18 protein-coding genes, 1 tRNA gene and 1 pseudogene are annotated in these 20,715 nt (G+C 32.4%); 14 read left to right on the top strand and 6 right to left on the bottom strand.

Annotated features, from left to right (window positions below):
* Positions 1-18: 18 nt before the first annotated feature.
* Positions 19-990 (bottom strand): phosphate acyltransferase, encoded by a 972-nt coding sequence (locus ACWXVT_RS00365; protein WP_438341537.1) that lies wholly within the window; start codon positions 988-990, stop codon positions 19-21.
* 262 nt (positions 991-1,252) lie between these two features.
* Here ACWXVT_RS00365 and pdhA point away from each other — a divergent pair, with 262 nt between their 5' ends.
* The 6 genes and pseudogenes from pdhA to lpdA all read left to right on the top strand — a co-directional run bounded on the left by pdhA (position 1,253) and on the right by lpdA (position 6,486).
* Positions 1,253-2,350, top strand: a complete 1,098-nt coding sequence (gene pdhA / locus ACWXVT_RS00360; protein ID WP_438341538.1) for a pyruvate dehydrogenase (acetyl-transferring) E1 component subunit alpha — start codon at positions 1,253-1,255, stop codon at positions 2,348-2,350.
* A gap of 43 nt (positions 2,351-2,393) precedes the next feature.
* The gene (locus tag ACWXVT_RS00355) at positions 2,394-3,392 is read left to right on the top strand and encodes a transketolase C-terminal domain-containing protein (RefSeq protein ID WP_438341539.1); all 999 of its coding nucleotides are present in this window, start codon (positions 2,394-2,396) and stop codon (positions 3,390-3,392) included.
* A 169-nt stretch (positions 3,393-3,561) separates the two neighbouring features.
* Positions 3,562-3,783: a hypothetical protein gene (locus ACWXVT_RS00350; RefSeq protein ID WP_455967626.1), complete on the top strand. Its 222-nt coding sequence runs from the start codon at positions 3,562-3,564 to the stop codon at positions 3,781-3,783.
* Positions 3,784-3,786: 3 nt separating this feature from the next.
* Positions 3,787-4,515: a 2-oxo acid dehydrogenase subunit E2 gene (locus ACWXVT_RS00345; protein ID WP_455967625.1), complete on the top strand. Its 729-nt coding sequence runs from the start codon at positions 3,787-3,789 to the stop codon at positions 4,513-4,515.
* Between the two features lie 2 nt (positions 4,516-4,517).
* Positions 4,518-4,748: pseudogene (locus tag ACWXVT_RS00340) on the top strand (biotin/lipoyl-containing protein); the annotation flags it as partial.
* A 310-nt stretch (positions 4,749-5,058) separates the two neighbouring features.
* The gene (lpdA, locus tag ACWXVT_RS00335; protein WP_455967624.1) at positions 5,059-6,486 is read left to right on the top strand and encodes a dihydrolipoyl dehydrogenase; all 1,428 of its coding nucleotides are present in this window, start codon (positions 5,059-5,061) and stop codon (positions 6,484-6,486) included.
* Positions 6,487-6,525: 39 nt separating this feature from the next.
* Here lpdA and ACWXVT_RS00330 read toward each other — a convergent pair whose 3' ends face one another.
* The 3 genes from ACWXVT_RS00330 to ACWXVT_RS00320 are packed head-to-tail and all read right to left on the bottom strand — an operon-like array spanning position 6,526 to position 9,312.
* A complete protein-coding gene (locus tag ACWXVT_RS00330; RefSeq protein ID WP_455967623.1) occupies positions 6,526-7,695 on the bottom strand; it encodes a 5'-methylthioadenosine/S-adenosylhomocysteine nucleosidase family protein in 1,170 nt (389 codons plus the stop codon).
* Positions 7,695-8,990 (bottom strand): hypothetical protein, encoded by a 1,296-nt coding sequence (locus tag ACWXVT_RS00325; RefSeq protein ID WP_455967622.1) that lies wholly within the window; start codon positions 8,988-8,990, stop codon positions 7,695-7,697. The genes ACWXVT_RS00330 and ACWXVT_RS00325 overlap by 1 nt, the downstream gene beginning before the upstream one ends.
* Positions 8,974-9,312 (bottom strand): S1 RNA-binding domain-containing protein, encoded by a 339-nt coding sequence (locus tag ACWXVT_RS00320; protein ID WP_455967621.1) that lies wholly within the window; start codon positions 9,310-9,312, stop codon positions 8,974-8,976. The genes ACWXVT_RS00325 and ACWXVT_RS00320 overlap by 17 nt, the downstream gene beginning before the upstream one ends.
* An 89-nt stretch (positions 9,313-9,401) precedes the next feature.
* On the opposite strand from ACWXVT_RS00320, the gene cypl reads away from it, so the two are divergent.
* The 6 genes from cypl (at position 9,402) to ACWXVT_RS00290 (ending at position 14,580) form a co-directional block, all read left to right on the top strand.
* Positions 9,402-10,556, top strand: coding sequence for an ABC transporter thiamine pyrophosphate-binding lipoprotein p37/Cypl (gene cypl, locus ACWXVT_RS00315; RefSeq protein WP_455967620.1), 1,155 nt, complete (start codon positions 9,402-9,404; stop codon positions 10,554-10,556).
* 101 nt (positions 10,557-10,657) lie between these two features.
* Positions 10,658-12,229 (top strand): hypothetical protein, encoded by a 1,572-nt coding sequence (locus ACWXVT_RS00310; RefSeq protein WP_455967619.1) that lies wholly within the window; start codon positions 10,658-10,660, stop codon positions 12,227-12,229.
* A gap of 23 nt (positions 12,230-12,252) precedes the next feature.
* The gene (locus ACWXVT_RS00305; RefSeq protein ID WP_455967618.1) at positions 12,253-12,753 is read left to right on the top strand and encodes a hypothetical protein; all 501 of its coding nucleotides are present in this window, start codon (positions 12,253-12,255) and stop codon (positions 12,751-12,753) included.
* Between the two features lie 58 nt (positions 12,754-12,811).
* On the top strand, positions 12,812-13,282 hold the full coding sequence (locus ACWXVT_RS00300; protein ID WP_438341549.1) for a hypothetical protein: 471 nt from the start codon (positions 12,812-12,814) through the stop codon (positions 13,280-13,282).
* Between the two features lie 112 nt (positions 13,283-13,394).
* The gene (ychF, locus tag ACWXVT_RS00295) at positions 13,395-14,501 is read left to right on the top strand and encodes a redox-regulated ATPase YchF (protein WP_455967617.1); all 1,107 of its coding nucleotides are present in this window, start codon (positions 13,395-13,397) and stop codon (positions 14,499-14,501) included.
* 5 nt (positions 14,502-14,506) lie between these two features.
* Positions 14,507-14,580 (top strand) — tRNA-Trp (locus ACWXVT_RS00290).
* A 227-nt stretch (positions 14,581-14,807) separates the two neighbouring features.
* On the opposite strand, the gene ACWXVT_RS00285 is transcribed toward ACWXVT_RS00290, so the two are convergent.
* Both ACWXVT_RS00285 and leuS read right to left on the bottom strand, forming a co-directional pair.
* Positions 14,808-16,166 carry a M17 family metallopeptidase gene (locus ACWXVT_RS00285; protein ID WP_455967616.1) on the bottom strand — a complete coding sequence of 453 codons (1,359 nt, stop codon included), beginning with the start codon at positions 16,164-16,166 and terminating at the stop codon, positions 14,808-14,810.
* A gap of 20 nt (positions 16,167-16,186) precedes the next feature.
* The gene (gene leuS, locus ACWXVT_RS00280; protein WP_455967615.1) at positions 16,187-18,598 is read right to left on the bottom strand and encodes a leucine--tRNA ligase; all 2,412 of its coding nucleotides are present in this window, start codon (positions 18,596-18,598) and stop codon (positions 16,187-16,189) included.
* 138 nt (positions 18,599-18,736) lie between these two features.
* Between leuS and ACWXVT_RS00275 the strand changes: the two genes are divergently transcribed.
* Positions 18,737-19,708, top strand: a complete 972-nt coding sequence (locus ACWXVT_RS00275) for a DHHA1 domain-containing protein (RefSeq protein WP_438341553.1) — start codon at positions 18,737-18,739, stop codon at positions 19,706-19,708.
* Positions 19,698-20,714, top strand: coding sequence for a DHH family phosphoesterase (locus ACWXVT_RS00270; RefSeq protein ID WP_438341554.1), 1,017 nt, complete (start codon positions 19,698-19,700; stop codon positions 20,712-20,714). Before ACWXVT_RS00275 ends, ACWXVT_RS00270 begins: the two co-directional genes overlap by 11 nt.
* Position 20,715 lies beyond the last annotated feature (1 nt).

Raw genomic sequence — 20,715 nt, 5'->3', positions numbered from 1 at the left:
TTATTAATCCTTAAGTAATTATTTGTCTAAAAATTCGTATCCTTTTAGAACTGTAATTGAAGTAACGTCGATAACGTCTTGAACTGTTGCTCCACGGCTAAAGTCGTTGATTGCTCCGTTAACTCCTTGCATAATAGCTCCAACAGCTCCGTATTTTCCTAAACGTTGTGCAATTTTGCATCCAATGTTACAGCTTTCTAGGTTAGGGAATACGTAAATTCCTAATTCTTTTTGAGGTGCTGAAGGGAACTTGTGTGCTCTAACTTTTAAATCGTAAGCTGAGTCGAATTGCATTTCTCCATTAATCATGTTAATGTCTGTTTCTTGTGCTAAAGCAACAGCGGCACGAACTAGGTCAGGGTTTTCTCCTTTTCCAGATCCATTTGTTGAGTATGTTAAGAATCCGGTCAAGTCGTTCATTTTCATTGTGCGAGCGAAATCGGTTGCATTTTTAGCGATGTCAACTAATTGTTCAGCAGTTGGTTTTTCCACTGTTGAAGGATCAGTTAGAATGAATTTTTCATCATCTTTGTGCATTACCATAATTGATGAAATGGTTTTGATTCCTGGTTTTGCTCCGATGCATTTAAAAGCAGCTCTTAGAATGTCAGCTGTTGAGTAAATTAATCCCCCTACTGCTGAATCGACATCTTTGGTTCTAATCATCATAGCTCCAAAGTATGGTCTTTGATTTAGATTTTTACGGCATGTATCTAAATCTTCTTTTCCTTTACGGATAACAACAAGTTTTTGAGCATATTCCTCAATCTTGTCAGCCATTTGTGTCATAACGATATTTTCTAAACCATCATTTACGATTTGTGATTCGTTTTCTAATAACATAATAGGTTTAGCTAATTTATTTTCTTGTAGATATTTAGCAGCTTCACGGCTTCTTTCATCATCCCCATCGATGAATAAAACACTTAGAACTTTTTCAGCAGCTTTTTCTTTGATTAAACTGTTGATATATTCACTAAATTTTGACATTTTGTCTCCTTAAATCTTGTTTTGAATATAAAAAACTATAATAATCTAAATTTTACCCTTTTCAAAGTAAATATTTTAAAAACCTTATATTAATATGCTTTGATTGGCCATATCTTACTTTTTACTTTTTGCAAATCTTTAATACCTATTAAATTTAAGGAAAATAGAGGGCAAAGATTTTCGCTTCAAGCAAGTAAAAAAGAATTAAAAATTATTTATAATTTAAGTGCAATACTTGTAAGAAAAATGAAAGGAAAAATAAATGAGTTTCAAATATATTAAATCTGCTACATATGTTATGTCAGATAAAAACGAAATGGTTCGTTTATTAGACGTTGATGGAAACTTAATTGACAAATCATACAAACCATCAGCATCAAATGAAGAACTATTGAAAATGTATGAAACAATGGTTAGATCTCGTCAATGAGATATCTACGCTCTACAACTACAAAAAACAGGACGTATGGGAACATTTGCTCCTAACTTAGGAGAAGAAGCTACCCTATCAGCTCTTGGAGCAGTTATGCAAAAACAAGACTGATTCGTTCCTCACTACCGTGTACTTGCAGCACAACTATCACACGGTGTAAAAATGAAAGACGTGTTTAACTACTGAAGAGGATCAGAACAAGGTTCAAACTTTGCTAAAGATGTTAATGCTTTACCAATGCAAGTTGTTATCGGTTCACAAATTTCACAAGCAGCTGGAGTTGCTTATGCACTAAAACAAACCGGTAAAAAAGATGCTATTGCTGTTACAACAATCGGTAACGGGGGAACAAACGAAGGGGAATTCCATGAAGGACTAAACCTAGCTGCAGTTCGTCACCTACCAGTATTAGTAGCTGCAATTAACAACCAATGAGCTATTTCGGTTCCAGAACACAACAGCTACATCGTTCCAACACTTTCACAACGTGCATTTTCATATGGAATGCCAGGACTACGTGTAGATGGAAACGACTTACTAGCAGCTTACGAAGTTGCTAAAGAAGCTGCTGACTACATCCGTCAAGGAAATGGTCCAGTTTTAATTGAATTCGTTACATGACGTCAAGGACAACACACCACATCAGATAACCCACGTATCTACCGTACAGCAGAACAAGAAGCAGAAAAAGAAAAATGAGAACCAATGCACCGTATTGAAAAATACCTATTTGACAATGGAATTCTTACAGAAGAAATGAAACAAAATATGTGAGATGCAGCTCTAAAAGAAGCTAAAGAAGCATATGAAGAATCAACAAAAGACCTAGCAAAAGAAGGATACGACGACATTTTCAAATACACCTACGCAGAAATGCCTGCTGAACTAAAAGAACAACACGCAGAAGGACTAAAATTCAAAAAATAATTGCTAGTCAATTATTAAAAGAATATTTATTAGGAGAATTTTTATGGATAAAAAATTAATTTCAGTAAATAACATCGGTGCTCTAAACCAAGCCCTACACGTTGCTATGGAACGTGACCCATCAGTAGTTCTATACGGAGAAGATGCAGGGTTTGAAGGTGGAGTTTTCCGTGCTACAGAAGGTCTACAAAAAGCTTTTGGTTCAGATAGAGTTTGAGATGCTCCAATTTCAGAATCAGGACTTGCTGGTATGGGAATCGGAGCTGCTGTTGCAGGTCTAAAACCAGTTGTTGAATTCCAATTCTCAGGTTTCTCATTCTACGCTCTTGCTCAAATTTGTACAAATGCTGCTCGTTTAAGAAATAGAACACGTGGAAAATACCATGTTCCTGCTGTATTCAGAATGCCTTGTGGAGGAGGGGTTAAAGCTCTAGAACACCACTCAGAATCAATCGAAGCTATCTACGCTCACATTCCAGGTCTAACAGTTGTTATGCCATCAACACCTTACGACATGAAAGGGTTAATGTTAGCTGCTATTGAATCACCAGATCCAGTTATCTTCTTAGAACACAAACGTGACTACCGTGCTTTCAAACAAGAAATTCCTGAAGGATACTACACAGTTGAATTAGGAAAAGCTAACGTAGTTGTTGAAGGAGACGACTTAACATTAGTTACTTACGGACACATGGTTCACGAAACTACTGCTGCTCTAAAACAACTTCACGAAGAAGGATTTGACATTGCTGGAAGAGTTGAACTAATTGACTTACGTACACTAAAACCATTAGATACAGAAACAATTATTAAATCAGTTAAGAAAACAGGAAAAGTTCTTGTTGTTACTGAATCAGTTCAATCATTCTCAATCGCATCAGAAGTTATTACTCGTGTTAACCAACATGCATTTGACTACTTAACACACCAACCAGTTCGTTTAGCAGCTCCAGACGTAACCATTCCTCTACCTGCATTAGAACCAGAATTCATGGTTGACAAAAACAAGATTGCTCAAACAATTAAAGAAATGTTAAAATAGTCATCAAAATTAACTTGAAAACTCAATAATAAAAATCTTGCCAAAAACGCTATTTGTAGCGAAAAAAGGCAAGGTTTTTTCTTCTTTTTTGTAAATTAATATATAATTTAACGTATAAATAAATTAATAAATTTTATCGATCTGCTTGATCAAATGAAGGAGGCTTTAAATGGCTGATGAAAATAAAAAACCACAAGTCGAAGAACAAGATGCTCCTGCTGTTGTAGGACAACTACAAGTTTCAAACGACTTACTAGATTTTTCAATGTTCAGTAAAAAACCTAAAAAATGTGACGGAGAATGCTCTGCTCAATCGAAAGATGAAGCACAACTAACACCACGTGAAAGAGCAATTCTTGAAAGAAAACAAAAAGCAGAACAAGGAAAATAACTTATGGAAGAAATTGTTAAAGTAAAAGAATTAGTAGCTAAAGAAGAAAAACTAGCTCCTATTCGTAAAGCTATTGCGAAAAATCTAAAAAACGCTATGGATCATGTTGCATATTGTTCTTTAGTAACTAAAGTAGATGCAACTGAATTATGAAACTACCGTAAAGCGGTATTAAATGATGTTGTTGAAAAAACAGGAGTTAAATTAACATTCCTATCATTTATTGTAAAAGCTGTTGCTATTACATTATCAGAACAACCAATGTTTTCAGCAAAAGTTGATGAAGAAGCTGGAGTAGTAAAGTTCCCAGGAGAATTAAACATCGGTATTGCTGTTGATACACCATACGGACTTGTTGTTCCTGTAATCAGAAACGTAGAAAAACTAAGCATCGTTGAAATTCAACAAGAAATCGTTCGTTTAGCAGGATTAGCAAGAGACAAAAAATTAAAAATGTCAGATATGCAAGGAGCTTGCTTTACAATTACCAATATAGGTACCGTAGGAGCTCTTTACGGAACACCTATCATGAACTATCCAGAAATTGCTATTTTAGCAACTGGAGCAATCATTGATGATGTTGTTGTTAAAGACAAACAATTTGTAGCAGCAAAATCAATGTGACTAACAATCGCAGCTGATCACCGTTGAGTAGATGGTGGAGATATGGGAAGATTTAACTATAGAGTTAAAGAATTATTAGAACAACCAGAAAAATTAGGAGATTTATAATTATGTTTAAAATGCAATTTACAGACATCGGAGAAGGTCTACACGAAGGAACAGTAGCTGACGTTTTCGTTAAAGAAGGAGACGTAGTTAAAGAAGGTGACAACCTATTCTCAGTTGAAACAGATAAAATGACAGCTGAAATTCCTGCACCAGTTTCAGGAAAAGTTGCTAAAGTTTTAATCCAACCAGGACAAGAAATCACAGTTGGAGAAGAAATTTTCTACATCGAAGAAGCTTAATAATCTGCTTCGCCAAACTGCCACTTTGGCAGTTTTTTTGTTACTTCTTTTGTAAAAACGTCAAATTGTAAAGAAAATGAGTGATTTTTGGAAAAAATATTCTCAGCATTCATTATCTAAAAGCCTAGAGCAACAATTGTTGCTGCTATTTCTTTGCACTTTTTAATCAAAAGAATAGTTTTTTATCAAAGTAGGCAAAAATTTAAAAAAGTGTAAAATGGTACTTTTTGGCCTTTTAAAGACTATTTTTAACCTAAAGTTATATAATTTATAATTATTAAATTTAACGTCAAAAAGGAGAAAAATGAGTTCAAATTACAACGGACCAATTGATGCAGAATATGATTTAATCGTTATTGGAGCAGGTCCTGGTGGATACTTAGCAGCAGAAGAAGCTGGTAAACATGGTCTAAAAACTCTTATTGTTGAGAAAAAATACTGAGGAGGAGTTTGTTTAAACGTTGGATGTATTCCAACCAAAGCTCTTTTACACTCAACAGAAGAATACAACAAATTAGTTAAAAACCAATTAGCAGGTTTAGGAATTAATCTAGACCTAAGCTCAGTAGCAGTTGACTGAGACAAAATGCAAGCACAAAAAATGGCTACAGTTAACAAATTAACTGCTGGGGTTAAAATGTTAATGAAAGGAAGCAAAGTAGACACTATCGAAGCTGAAGCTGAATTCGTAGGAAGCCACGAAATCAAAGTGTTAGACAAAGTATACCGTGGAAAATACATGATTTATGCAATGGGTTCACACAACCGTCGTCTAAACTTACCAGGCTTCGAAGAAGGATACAAATCAGGTAAAGTTGTTACTTCAACTGGACTAATCAATTTCAATAGAATTCCAAAAAGTTTAGTAATCATCGGTGGAGGAGTAATCGGAGTTGAATTTGCTCAAGTTTACTCAGCTGTTGGAACAAAAGTTACAATCATTCAAAACTTAGATAGAATTCTTTACAATTTAGACAAAGATGTTACTGATGAAGTTACAAAACGCCTAAAAAATGTTAACGGTGTTGAATTTATTTTCAATGCTAAAACTAAAGCTCTTGATGGGGATTTTGTTGTTTACGAAATCGATGGTCAAGAATACAAAGTTGAAGCAGATGTTGTTTTAAGTGCTGTTGGACGTATTCCAAATTCAGCTCACTTATCAAACACAGGAGTTGAACTAGGACAAAGACAAGAAGTTCTAATCAACTCAAAATGTGAAACTAATGTTTCAAACGTTTACGCAATTGGGGACCTAGTGGGACAAAACATGTTAGCTCACGTTGCATACAAACATGCAGTTATTGCAGTTTACGATATTCTACGTAAAGAAGGAAAATCTGACCTAAGCATTAACTACGATCCTCTAACAGTTCCAGGATGTATCTACACTGACCCTGAAGTAGCTTCGGTTGGTCTTACTGAAAATGCAGCAAAAGACAAAGGTGTTGAATATGTTGCTGCTAAATATAGCTTTGGATTTGTAGGAAAAGCTATTGCTGCACACCGTGACTATGGATTTGCAAAATTAATTGTTGAAAAATCAACAGGAAAAATTTTGGGGGCTGAATTAGTTGGAGCTAACTCAACTGACATGATTTCAGAAATTGCTATGGCAATGGATCATAAAATGACAGTTTACGACCTAGCAAACGTAATTCACCCACACCCAACATTCTCAGAAATTTTATGAGAAACAGCACGTCAAGCAGTTCACAAATTAGGAAAATAGTTAATAATAAAAGCAGCGCAGGCTGCTTTTTTGTTTTACTTAATTTTCTCAGTCATCATCATCATCGAAATCATCATAGTCTTCATTGTCATCATCTCAATGATTTTTAGAAAATCCAAATTTAGCATGTTTTGCTAATTCCATTATTTCATCTTGATTGTCAATAAATGACATAAGCTCTCTATCTCTTTGTTTACTAAAGACCAAATCCATGTTATCTGTATTCATTAATTTTGCTTCCACATAAAGTGCTTCCAGGTACGAGCAATTGCTTTTAATAGAGCTCAATTGTTTATGTTTGGATGAAATAAGTTTTTGGTATGTTTGTTCGTAAATAGAAATTTCATACACTAGTGTATCCATCAATTTGCAAATCTTTTGACAAACCAATTCCCTATTTTTTTCATAATCTTTTGGGTTATTATCATCATAAATATTGTCAGAAACAACCTTAAAAATACCGGTTACACCTATTGATTCAAAAACTTTCATTAATCCGTGAATAAATCCAGTTGCCTCCATATCTACAAGTTGATATTTTTTGAATTCCGGATTGCTTAAAATTGGATTATCTTTAGTAACAAAACTGTCGCCAGTTAGTATTCATGAAACATGATCTATTCCTAGGTAATCAGTCATTACACTATGTTCTTCATTACGTAAAATGTTATAACTAATAGGTTCTCCAGGAATTTGACCTAAAGTGTATTTAGATGAACCTGAATCATCTTTTATTGCTGTTGCATCAACATCTCAGTACCGAGCATTACTAATTGCGTGAGTACTCAAAACAGGTACATCTTTTCGAATAGAACATGCTGAACCAATATTGTAAACTACTGAGTATGTATTTGGATATAAACGTGCAATAGTTGAAGCAAGTGATGCGTTAACTTTTCCTACTCCTGAAAATAGAACATCAAATCTATGTCCCGATAGTTTGCTTTCATACTTGTAAATAGTATAATCATCATACATATCCATTTCAGTTTCTTGAATAAAGTTGAAATATTGATTGTATGGATCAAAATCATCATAATCAGCTATAACAAATAAAATATCAGCAGCAACCGATGCTTTGTCAAATGCAGCCTCTGGATCTTTTACTATTGTGTGTGTTTTGTTAAGTACTTTTTGTATTTTTGTATCATATTCATCAACAAACTTTTTGATTTTTTCTAATTTTTTAATTACTGTTGCGTTAGCCATTATCTTCCCTTTCATTCATCTAATAATTGTGTTTCATAGATACCTTGCGATTGATTGTGGAAAGGACTTAGTCCGTGTAGGTAACTGCTCATTAAACTAGCATTTTGTAAGAAAACTATAAGATGTCCAAACGATTCGAAACTTTGATCTTCTACTATAAGTTCAATGTTTCTTATTTTCCCAATTCTGTGATTCGTTTTAATAATTGATTGATAAGATTGTTTTTTAAGTGAATTAGTTGTTAACGAAGAAAGTGACTTGATGTCTTCACTTTCATCTTGACCGACTGGAATTCTGTAATCCATGTTAGTTTTGTCGATACTTAAAAATGTTTGAAATAAATTATTGAATCCTTCTTGTATAAATTGAATTCGGGTTGAAATGTCCTTCGAAAATATCGCAGTATCCAGATAAAGTGATCTTTTTTGTTTGCTATCGGCTTCGCCAAAAAGATATTGTCAAAGTTTTGCCACCGATTTTAAATCTTCATCGTAAGCAACAAACAGCTCGTGATTAATGTTGTGTTTTTGTAATGCAAAACGAGCTATAGCATAACAATATGCTGCATTTTGGCTCAATTCACTGAAACTAAAGATTTCATGTGCTTTTTTAGCGCCCTTCAGTACTTTATCGATATCAATACCAGCCATTGTCATAACAAAAAGACCAACAGGAGTAAGAGCAGAGTAACTATCTGAGACGCCATCAAGAATAACAAAGGTTTTGTAATCATTTTTTCTTGCTAAATGATTTAATCTACCTGAGTTAGCATTTGTTGTAGCGATTATGAATTTATTTGCATTTCTTGTTCCGATTTGTTGCTCTAAAATATCTTTAACAATTTTGAAATTAGCCAAAACTTCAATATCATTTCCGCTTTTTGAAATCAAATTAATGGCGAATTTTTTATTTCTCAAATACTCACTCAAAGATGCTGCTTCACGTCCACTCAAAATGTGGTCGATGTAGATGATTTCAACATCACCTACATTTCCTCAGTTTTGCTTACCGAAACAAAATTCGATAGCAGCTTTTGACTGTAAGGCAAGTGAATTAGGAGCAACAACTACTAAGGCTTGCACATCTTTTTTCAATGCTTTTGCGGTCTTGATAATATCTTTTGTGTCAATGATTTTAGTTCCATCTCTTTGTAAATCTAGAAAACCAAAAAATTCATTCCCTTCTGCAGTACGAGTCTGAATTTTGTAATCAATTTCTTTTACTAAATCTTTATAAGTAAAATAGATTGTGTCTTTAAGAGCATTTTTGATATTTATTTTAATCTTTTCCGTCATTTTTTAACTCCTTCTTGCAAAACTTCATTAATTTTTCAAACGAAGCATTTTTTTCATCAAATACAAAACTAAATGGATTTCTTAAATACCGTGGTCTAATTGACTTAAAACTAACACTATATGTCTCTTTTTTGTCATCATAATTCAAAACTTGAACATCGACCATATCGCCAATTTTGAAGATATCTTCTAAATCAGCAATAAAAAAATCACTTACTTCTTTAAGGTTCAAACGACACGTATTTTTTTGTCTTGTTTCAAGCAAAACAAATGTTCGATAAATTTTTTTTACTTTAGCACTGACGATTAATCCTGCTTGCATGTCGACTCCTTGTTGAGTTTTTTTGTTTCATATTATTAAAATTATATAATTACATTAATTAAAATATATTAATAAACGGGGTAAGAAAGATGCCAATAAAGCTAAAAAAAACAATACCACTTGTTTTTCTTTTGACTGGAAGCAGTCTTTTTTGTCCTATCCTTGTATCTTGTGCGCAAAACGATAATGAAATAATTATTAACGTGCCACAAGCCTGGTCAAAAAGTTTCAATTTAGAAAAAATAACTTTTTTCAAACAAATCGAACAAAAATACAATGAGTTGAAAAAATTAAATGATAAAACTAAAGACTTGCCAGACATAAAAATCAAAGTTAACATCATAAGTGACGATAGAACATTGTTCGATAGTGCTCTGGTACACAAAAACAATATAAGTATAACTACTTCTAATTTTTTACTGCAAAGAGCATCTTTAACTGACTATCAAGTTAATTTGGTCAAGCCTTTTTTGCAAACTTTAACTCTTGCTCCTAAGTACGACAGTGAAGGATTTTTTTGAGTAGACAATGCTAAAGCCTTACAACAATCAGTAATGCAAAGAAATGAACTGCTGACAAAGAAACCTTTCAATGAATGAAAAAACGATGAATATCAGTATAAAAATGGAATTTATCAGTCTTTTTACGATTTAAAAACAAAAATACCATATTATCGCGGAGATATTTTAATAGTAGGTTCACCAGAAACTAGGTCAAAGATCAAGACTGCCTGAAATGAAAAGGATTGACAAACGTTTCGCTCCTTTAACATTGCGTTGGGTGAAAGTTCATCTTCCTCAAAATATAAATTTGTTGAACTTTTATTTCAAAAGCACTTCAATTTGAAAAAAAATCAATTTGACTCTTTTGCTATTCAAAAACAAAAAGCAAGTTCTAATTTTTTCACCTACCCAAAAGGAAGTGGAGCAAAAGATATGAAATCAATGTCTGAAGTACACATTTTTTTAGCAGAAGAAGGTGAATGAGCATATCACAATTCACAAAAAGAACCAACCCTTTACACACCAGCAAAAACTGATGAACAAGTTGAAATTTTAACAACAACAGATCCCATACTTTTTAATGTTGTAGTTGCTAATAAATACATGAGTGATGATGTGATTAGTTTATTACAAAATGCAATTTTGAGTTCAAAAGATGACTGAGGTTACTGAGTAGGAATTAACGGTTATGAAAAAACAAACGCTGACAAAATTATCGAGTTTTACAAGAAGGCTTTATAATGAATAATAACTTTTTTAAAAGTCGCTATTTTAAACAAAAAAGTCTAAAATGACTGATTTTTTTACTGCTAATTGTTCTTTTTGTTCTATGTCTTGTCTATATGAAATTTAGTTTTTCATTAGGTGGGTCTGAATATTTTTGAAAGGGAATTAAAAATATTTTTACTCCTTATTTTCAATCATCATATCTTCAAAATGAATCTTTAATTTGACTAAGTTTCAAATTTTTACTATTGACTATTCAAATTACATTACTAGGAACTATTCTAGGGGCATCTCTTGCACTTTTAACAGCATTAGTAACAAACTACAAAACAAACAACAAGTACTGAAGTTTTGTTGTTAAGGTGTTTATGTTATTACTCAGAAGCATTCCAGAAATTATTTATATTTATCTATTTGTATTTAGTTTTCACAAGCAACTAGCAACAGCACTTTTGATTAGTTGATTTACTTGAATATGACTACATAAATTTATGAGTGAAGCAATTGAAAATTTAGATGTCAAAGCATACAACATTTGACTCAAAAAAGGTTTTTCAAAAACACACGTTATTGTTCGTTTTTTGTTGCCACAATTAGTCAACAAATTTGTCATTTATATTCTTTACTCTTTCGAATCAAATATGCGTTGAACTTCAGTGTTTAGTTTTTTAGGCTTGATTGGAATAGGTGAGTTATTGAATGAAGCATCATTGACAATGTATAAAATGCATGAGTTATTGATTCCTTTGCTATTTTTGGTTTCTTTTATTTTTGGTCTTGAGTGATTAAGTCACAGCGTCGTTAACAAAAATAATAAATCACTCAAATCACACAAAACACACGTCAATAGTTTAAAAAAATTCAATCTTTATGAGTCTTTGAAGTGAATATTTTTGATTTTGATTTTGATTTTTGTTATTTGCTCATTTGTCACAATGCCAAGTTTTGGCATTAAAAAAAGCCATACAATTCTGAATGATTTATTCAATCCAAATTGAAAAATTTTGCAAACGAATGAGAATGTGCTTAAACTTATTTTTGACTTGTTAGTGCAGGTATTCGTAACAATTATTTTTTGTATTTTGTTCAGCTATGTAAACATTTTTCTAACCAACAATAAAACAAATAAGGCATATTTTGTTTGAATTAATCGCTTTATTTTTACTTTTATACGAATTATTCCGACTTTGACAATTTTCTATATTTTTTGATACGCATTTAGTAATGTTGTGTCAGGATTTGTGTTTGCTTTTGCTTTACACTCATCGACAGTTGTTTCTAAACAAATCAATGAAGCGATTAGTAAAATCGAAACTAATAGTATTGAAACATTGAAAAAACAAGGATGAAATAAGCTAAAAATATTTAATTCATTCATTTTAGCCAGTGTTAAAGTTTCAATATACACGTTTTTGTTTTTAGAAATCGAAAAGAACATTCGTAATTTTATTAACTATGGGACTTTTGGGGCTTCTGGTTTTGGATTAGCAATAAGTTATGGCGAAAAAAATAACTATCAGGATATATCTCCATATGTATGAATAAGTTTACTACTGTTGTTAATGCTAAATTTGGTTTCGGAAACAGTTCGTTATTTTTATCTAAACCACTCAAAACCATTCTTTCTTTTTGGACTAAAAGGAACCCGAGTCTTTAAAGTAGCCAAATCTCAAAAAATGACATGATAAAATTTTAAGTAGAGAGAGGTATTATGGAAAACAATCAATATTTGAATGAAAGTATTAAAAAAATTAAAGGTTTAGCAATCTCGAGCATTATTCTTCACTTTGCAATATGAATCACATTCATAGTTTTCATCATAAAAATTGCAATTAATGTTTCTAAAATTGCAACAACTAATGAATCAAGCTCAGATAGCCTATCAGAAGCATCTAAAGCATTAAGTGATCTTATTACAAGCATTAGTGCACCAATAATAGTTTTATCAATTTTAGGAATCATTAATTTTGTCTTATCAATTATATTAACTGTTAAAGTAGACGAACTACAAAATAAACTTTTGCGTTCCGGTTATTATTCACAAGAGCAAACAAATGCAGATCCTGCCTTAGCAAGACAAAACATGGAGAAAAAAATGGCTGCCGATGGATTATCGAACATAAAAATCCTATTAATTATCGGTTTCTTCATTCCATTAGTTAGTTTAATTGCTAAATTTATGACTATTTCAAAATTAAAAAACTTAGATTAATTCTTAGAATGTTATAAAATATTTAATGTTTAAATTATTATAAATTCTAAGGAGAAAAATGATTTACTCAATGGAAGATTTGAAAAATAAGTCAGCCAAAGCTTTTAAATTGATTATTACAACATTAGTAATCAGTGTCGCTTGATTTGTATTCTGAATTGTTGGTGTAGCATTAAGTAGCAATTTCAGCACTTACATAGCACTAAAAGTAGTGTCTTTAATTGTTGCAATTGTTAATCTTGTAATGACTATATTAACAATAATTGCAATTCACTCAATCAGAAAATGTGCTCAAGCAATTAATGAAGGTTCTCAACCAAACCACGATGTAAAGCAAATTGAATCACTTTCACTAGTTGCTTTCATATTTTTACTTGTAGGATTATTTATTGGTGTTCTTTCACTAGTAGGTGCAGTTATAGCGCTTATTGTTGTAATTAAAGGTAAAAAATTACAAGCAACAATGAATAATAACATTGAAGATCAAAACCACAACAATTCAGATAACGACATCAAATCAGACTTATAAGTTCTACATGCAGAAGAATACCTTCTGCATTTATTTTTACTTTTGAAATCTCTAGACTAACAAGTGTGTAAAAATTGTTTATAATACTATTTATTGCCAAAAAGGAGTTAATATGAGTTTAAAAGCAGGTATAGTAGGATTGCCAAATGTCGGAAAAAGTACATTATTTAATGCTTTAACTTTGAATGAGGCTGAGGCACAAAACTATGCATTTACCACAATTGAACCCAACACAGCAATAGTTAAATTGCATGATCCAAGATTGATCAAGTTAGCAGAATTAGCTAAAACAAAAACTATAATTCCAGCAACATTTACATTTGTTGATATAGCAGGATTGGTTAAAGGTGCTTCAAAAGGGGAAGGTTTAGGGAATAAGTTTTTAGCTAACATTCGTGAAGTTGATGCAATTGTTCATGTAGTGCGTTGTTTTGAAGACTCAAATATAATGCATGTTAATGGAAAAGTTGATCCATTAGATGACATAAACACAATTAATCTAGAACTAATCTTAGCCGACTTACAAACTGTTGAAAATGTGATTGCAAGAATTGGTAAAAGAGCTCAAAATTCCGGCGATAAAGATTTAAAATTAGAATATCAAACAGCGCTTGACATTCGTAGCTTTTTAGAGCAAGAGAAAAATGTTCGTGAGTTAGATTTGAGTGATGAGCAAAAAACAATAATCAAATCTTGACAGCTTTTAACTGCTAAACCAATTATTTATGTTGCTAACCTAAAACAAGATGAAATAAGTGATTTAACACAAGCCAAACATTATCAAACACTGAAAAATCATCTTGCTAAGACTCAAGACTTATTAATTCCTATTTGTGTTTCTCTTGAATATGAACTTTCAAAATTTGAAGACGAAGAAGAAAAACTTGCATTTTTAAATGAATACAATCTTTCAGAAAGTGGACTTAATAATTTAATTCGCACAAGCTTTTACATGCTAGATCAAAAAACATATTTTACTGCAGGCGAAATAGAAGCAAGAGCTTGAGTATTTAAAAATGGACAAAATGCTGCTCAGTGTGCTGGAATTATTCATACTGACTTTGAAAAGAAATTCGTAAAAGCAGAAGTGATTTCATATGATGACTACGTTTCTCTAGGTGGAGAACAAGCGGCTAAAGAAGCTGGCAAAATGCGCTTAGAAGGAAAAAGTTACATAATGCAAGACGGTGATGTTTGTTATTTCAAAATAGCCAAATAATGTCAAGGGGCTTAGTTTAACGGCAGAACTAAGGACTCCAAACCCTTCGGTGCAGGTTCGAATCCTGTAGCCCCTGCCATGTGTTTATTCACCATAAAAATGTAAAAAAGCATAGCAACAAAACAGGCAACTGATTTTTTGTTTAAATATGCTTTATTTTTTTATTCTCTCAATTTACTTACATTAAAGTCAAGTTTAAAACTTGGCTTTTTTAATTTACCTCTTATTTTGAGTACTTTTTCAGTCTTAAAGAGACAAAAAAACTCTGACTTTTTCAGTCAGAGCAATTTTTATTTTATATTGATACTATAAGTGTTTTGCTAATTCAGCTAGAGTTTTGATTGCAACACCTTGTGGCATTTCTGAAAGTTCATTTGTACCAGCGATATCAAAGTGCATGAAGTCTGCTTTTTCAGCGAATTCTTTTAAGAACATAGCAGCAGCAATACTTCCACCATTTCCTGATAAGTCAGTATTTTTTAAGTCAGCAACTTTTGAAGATCTAATGTTTTTAGCAAAGTCTTCATGTAGAGGCATTCTTCACATTAGTTCGTTGGCAGTTTTAGCAGATTTTTCAATTGCTTTTCAATCTTTATCATTTGAAGCTCAAACACCAGTGTAGGTAGTTCCTAGTCCAACTAAGATTGCACCTGTTAGAGTAGCAACAGTAGCAACTTTTGTAGCTTTTAGATTTCTGATTGCATATGTCATACCATCAGCAAGAACTAAACGCCCTTCAGCATCAGTGTTGTTGATTTCAACTGTTTTACCATTCATTGATGTTCATACTGAGTCTGGTAATGATGCATCTCCATTGATACGGTTATCAGTTAAAGGCATAACAGCCACAACATTAGCTTTTGGTTTGTAGTAAGAAATAAGCATCATAGCAGCAGCAACAGCAGCACTACCTGACATATCATATTTCATTCCTAGCATGTATCTAGATGGTTTTAATGAGTATCCCCCTGAGTCAAAAGCAATACCTTTTCCAACTAATCCTAAAACTTGGTCACTGTCTGGATTTCCTTTGTATTCAACTACAACTAGACGAGGTTCATAAACACTTCCTCTGTTAACACTTAAAAATAGTCCCATTTTTTGATCTTCAATTTGTTTTCTGTTTAAAACTTTAACGTGAAGGTTTTTGTATTTTGACAATTCTTCGTCATAAGCTTTTGCTAAATATTCTGATGTAGCATAGTTTGGAGCCATTTGTTGTAGGTTTCTTGCTCATCTAACTACGCTTGCGACTTTTGAACTTTCTTCAAATTCAGCGCTTAAATCACGTTTTGACAATAAGTAGAAATCTAATTCATTTTTTTTATCATCTTTTTTAGTTTTTAGATTGTAAATAGGTTGATTGAATTCGTAAGCCTCAACCGCCAATTTAACAACTTCGCTTGCACTTAATTTTGCACTTGTGAATGTAGCAACATCTAATTGGTATGAACGTTTTAGATTTGCTGTAAACGCTTTAATAAACGACTCAAATTTTTCTGCACTAAATTCTTCTTTTTTTCCTAAATATACGTATGAAGTGTTTTTGTTGAATAAGTCAGTTACTACATTATCTTTTTTAAGAACAACTTCAGGTAATTTGCTTTCTTCGAATGCTGCTTTTAGAACTAAAGCATCATTTTTTTCATTAATTAACTTAATCATTTTTACTCCTTTAAAATTAATTATTTGCTAATTATGTTAAGTATAACACCCGGACGGTAAATAACTTTAACAATTTGTTTATTTTCTAAGTGTCTTTTTACACTTTCAACTTTTTGAGCTTCTTGCACAACTTTTTCTTCTGTTCAATCTTCCTCTATTGCAATTTCACCACGCACTTTTCCATTAACTTGGACTGCTATTACAGTTTGTGGTTTTATGATTTTAAACTCATCCAATAAAGGTCAAGTTTGCTCTTTAATTTGTTTTTCATTTAGCATTTCCAAAATTTCTTCTGCTAAGTGAGGAGCAAAAGGTGAAAGTAAAATAGCAAAGTCTCTCAAGATTTTTAGATCATGAATACTTTCACATTTTGCTAAAAAGTTAATAAAGACCATCATTTTTGAAATAGCAATATTGAATTTTACTTTTTCAATATTTTCACTTACTTCACAAATCAAAATATTTATTTCTGATTCTAGTTCAATATTAACTTCTTTACTCAAAGGTTGATTAATCAAACGAGTCACTTGATTTAGAATTCTATCCAGTCATTTTCTAATTCCATTTATTGGATCAACACTTCAAGGTTTTGTGTCAGTCAAAGGCCCCATAAACATTTCGTATACACGTAATGTGTCAGCCCCTAATTCTTCAACTATATCGTCTGGGTTTATAACATTACCTAATGATTTAGACATCTTTTGTCCATCAGTTCCCAATATCATTCCTTGGTTTACTAATTTCAAGAACGGTTCTTTGGTTGGAACTATACCAATATCAAATAAGAAACGATGTCAGAAGCGAGCATATAACAAGTGCCCGGCAGCATGTTCTTGTCCACCTACATATAGATCAACAGGTAATCATTTTTTAAATCTTCTTTTAGCTTCCTCACTGTCAATAGGTTCATAAGTTCCATCACTGTTTTTCAATATATAAGCCAAGAAATATCAGCTTGAACCTGCTCATTGTGGCATGGTGTTAGTATCGTGACGATATTTTTTGCCATCGATTTCAACATACAATCAGTCTTTTAAGTTTGCTAAAGGACTCTCTCCAGTTCCTGAAGGTTTGATATTTTTTGATTTCGGTAGCTCAACAATATCATCAACTAAAAGAATATTATCGTTTTCATCGAATAGGACTGGAAATGGCTCTCCTCAGTATCTTTGGCGTGAAAACACTCAGTCTCTTAAGCGATATTTTGTTTGGATTTTTCCTATTTTGTTATTAACTAGATACTCATTAATTTTTGTAGTTGCCTGACTATTATTAAGACCGTCTAGGAATTGAGAATTAATATGAACGCCATCTTCAGTGTATGCTTTTTCACTTCATGAACCTTCAATGACTGGTTTAAATAATAAATTGTGTGCTTTAGCAAATTCTCAGTCTCTTTGGTCATGACAAGGAACAGCCATGACTACTCCTGTACCATAGCTATTTAATACATAATCTGATACAAAAATTGGAATCAATTCTTGTGTAATTGGGTGAATAGCATATGAACCACTGAATACTCCTTTTTTAGGACGTGAGTCATTTGATCTTTTGATTTGATTCATTGAAATCACTGCTTGTTGTAATTGCTCAACTGCTTGGCGGTTTTCTTCAGTCACTAATTTTGAAACTAAGTTGTGTTCTGGAGCAATTGACAAGTAACTAACTCCAAAAATCGTGTCAGGACGAGTGGTAAAAACAGTAAGGCTGAAATCTTTATTGTCAACCTTGAAATCAATTTCAGTACCAACACTCTTTCCGATTCAGTTTCTTTGTAATGTTTTGATTGAGTCATTTCAGTCTAATTCATCTAAACCTTCAAGCAATTTTTCAGCATATGCAGTAATTTTTAAAACTCATTGACGCATTGGTTTTTTAACAACAGGATAGTTTCCTCTTTCTGAAACCATTTGTCCGTTTTGTTCCAAAATTTCTTCATTTGCTAGTACAGTACCTAATTCTTCACATCAGTTTACATCAACCATTTCAATACTTGCTAAACCATGTTTGTAAAGTTGTTTGAAAATTCATTGAGTAGTGATGTAAAACTTAGGATCAGATGTATTAACTTCTTTTGAAAAGTCATAGCTAAAACCTAGCATTTTTAGTTGACGGCGAAAATTATTAATATTATGTAGAGTGAATTCAGCTGGATCATTACCAGTTTTAAGAGCATATTGTTCCGCTGGTAAACCAAAAGCGTCCCATCCAATAGGATGTAAAACATCGTAACCATTTAAACGTTTATAACGACTCACTATGTCAGTAGCAATGTAACCTTCTGGGTGTCCAACGTGCAAGCCTGCTCCTGAAGGATACGGGAACATGTCTAATATGTAGGCTTTTTTGTTGCTTTTTTCTTCAGTTTTAAATGCGTTAGTTTTTTCTCAAACTGCCTGTCATTTTTTCTCTACACTACGGTGATCGTACATAAAAATTCCTTTGCTAAATTTGTCTTAAATTTTTATTATTTTAGTGGCTTAAAATAAATATAATATTAATATTATAAACAATTGCAAAAAACATTTTGTAATCGTTAAAATGCAAATAAAAATCAAGGAGATAATTACATGGCTAAAAACAGTTACAAGATTGCTGTCCAAGCAATCGAAGAAGCTAAAAATATTTTTATTTTTCACCACATTCGTCCTGACGGAGATTGTTTAGGTTCGCAGTTTGCTTTAAAAGAAATGATTAAGCTAAACTACCCTGACAAAAACGTTTATGCAATTGGTGATACTATTGGATCATTTCCATTCATGAAATTAGAACATGACAAAATTGAAAACATTCCTGCTAAAAACTTTAAAAATTCTTTAGCAATTGTTGTTGATGCTAACTCTTCAAATAGAATTCAAGACGTTAATTTAATACTTGAAAAAAGATTTACTAAAACTTTACGTATTGACCACCATCCAGTTGATCCAGATATTGACTACGACTATACATGAGAAGATAATGAATACGTTGCAGCTGGAGAACAAGTGGGTTACATTGCAATGAAGGCGAAATGAAAACTAAATAAAAGAGCTGCAGAATTATGTTATCTAGCAATCAATACTGATAGTGGTCGTTTCCAATTTGAAAGTGTTGTGAAACGTACATTCGATGTTGTGAGTTATTTACATAACGCTGAAGGATTTAAAGTTTACGATGTTAACTTACCGCTTTCACGCCGTGAAGAACAAAAAGTACGTTTCATGGCTTATGTTTTATTAAATTACAAAAAAGATGGGCAAGTTCTTTACTTCCACGTTACTAAAAGAATTCAAAAGAAATTCAAACTTGACGAAAACCAAGCAAATGATGTTAATGTTCTAGCGAATATTGGAGATTGCAAAATTTGAGTATTTTTCATTGATTCAGACAATGGAGACACAAGAGTAAGAATTAGATCAAATGGTGTGTGAATTAATCAAGTAGCTAACAAATGAAGAGGCGGAGGGCACGAATGTGCTGCCGGAGCTACAGTTAAAAACAAGTCAGAAATGAAAAAATTATTAGCTGACTTGCAAGAGGTTTTGAAAAACGATGCTAGATAATCGCCAAAAAATGAAAGTTTTCAAAGCAATCGAAAAGAAAATTAAGAAAGCTGAAAACATTGTTATTTTTCACCACATTCGTCCTGACGGTGATTGCTTAGGGTCGCAATTTGGATTTAAAGAATTGATTAAAACCAATTTTCCAAACAAAAATGTTTACACAATTGGAGACTCAAAAGGTTTATTCAGTTATTTAGATTTTGAATTTGATAATTTAGAGCTAAAGAAACTACCAAATTCACTAGCAATTATTGTTGATGCTAACTTTAAAGAAAGAATTGAGTGTCGTCAATTCTTAGATGAAAATGTTTTTGATGAAGTTATTAGAGTAGACCACCACCCAAATGATGATGACTTGAATGCTTCATTAGTTTGAGTCGAATCAGAAGCGCCTGCTGCTGCTCAACAAGTTGCTGAGATAGCAATAAAATTAGGTTGAAAAATTTCACCACAAGCAGCAACATACCTATTTTTAGGAATCTATACCGATAGCGTTAGATTAACAACAAACACAACTAATTCGCGCACATTGGACATAGTTTCAAAACTGTGAGCAAGTGGTGCTAAAAAAGATTTAATTTTCGTTAATATGGCGAAAAAATCTTCACAAGATATGAAAGTGGACGCTTTTATTCAATCTAATATGCAAATAAAAGATCAAGTTGTAAGTTTCTATTTTGATTTAGAAACACAAAGAAACTTCAATATCTTAGATCCGTTAAGAGCTAATCGACCTTATACGTTAGCTAACATTGATGACAACAAGATTTGAGTTTTTTTCACTCAAGAAAAAGCAAAAGGTACTGACGGAAGCACTCAAGATCAGATTCGTTGTGAATTTCGCTCTAATGGAGCATGTGTCAGAAATGTCGCAGTCAAATGAGGTGGTGGTGGACACCATCGTGCCTCAGGAGCACAAATTAACGATGCTTCGTTAATCCCACTGATAATTGCGGATTGTGAAAAAGAAGCACTTAATTTGGAAGGATACGACAACAAAAAATAGA

The sequence above is a fragment of the Mycoplasma sp. 1573 genome, from assembly GCF_053851775.1.
This window is presented reverse-complemented; position numbering and strand designations above follow the sequence as displayed.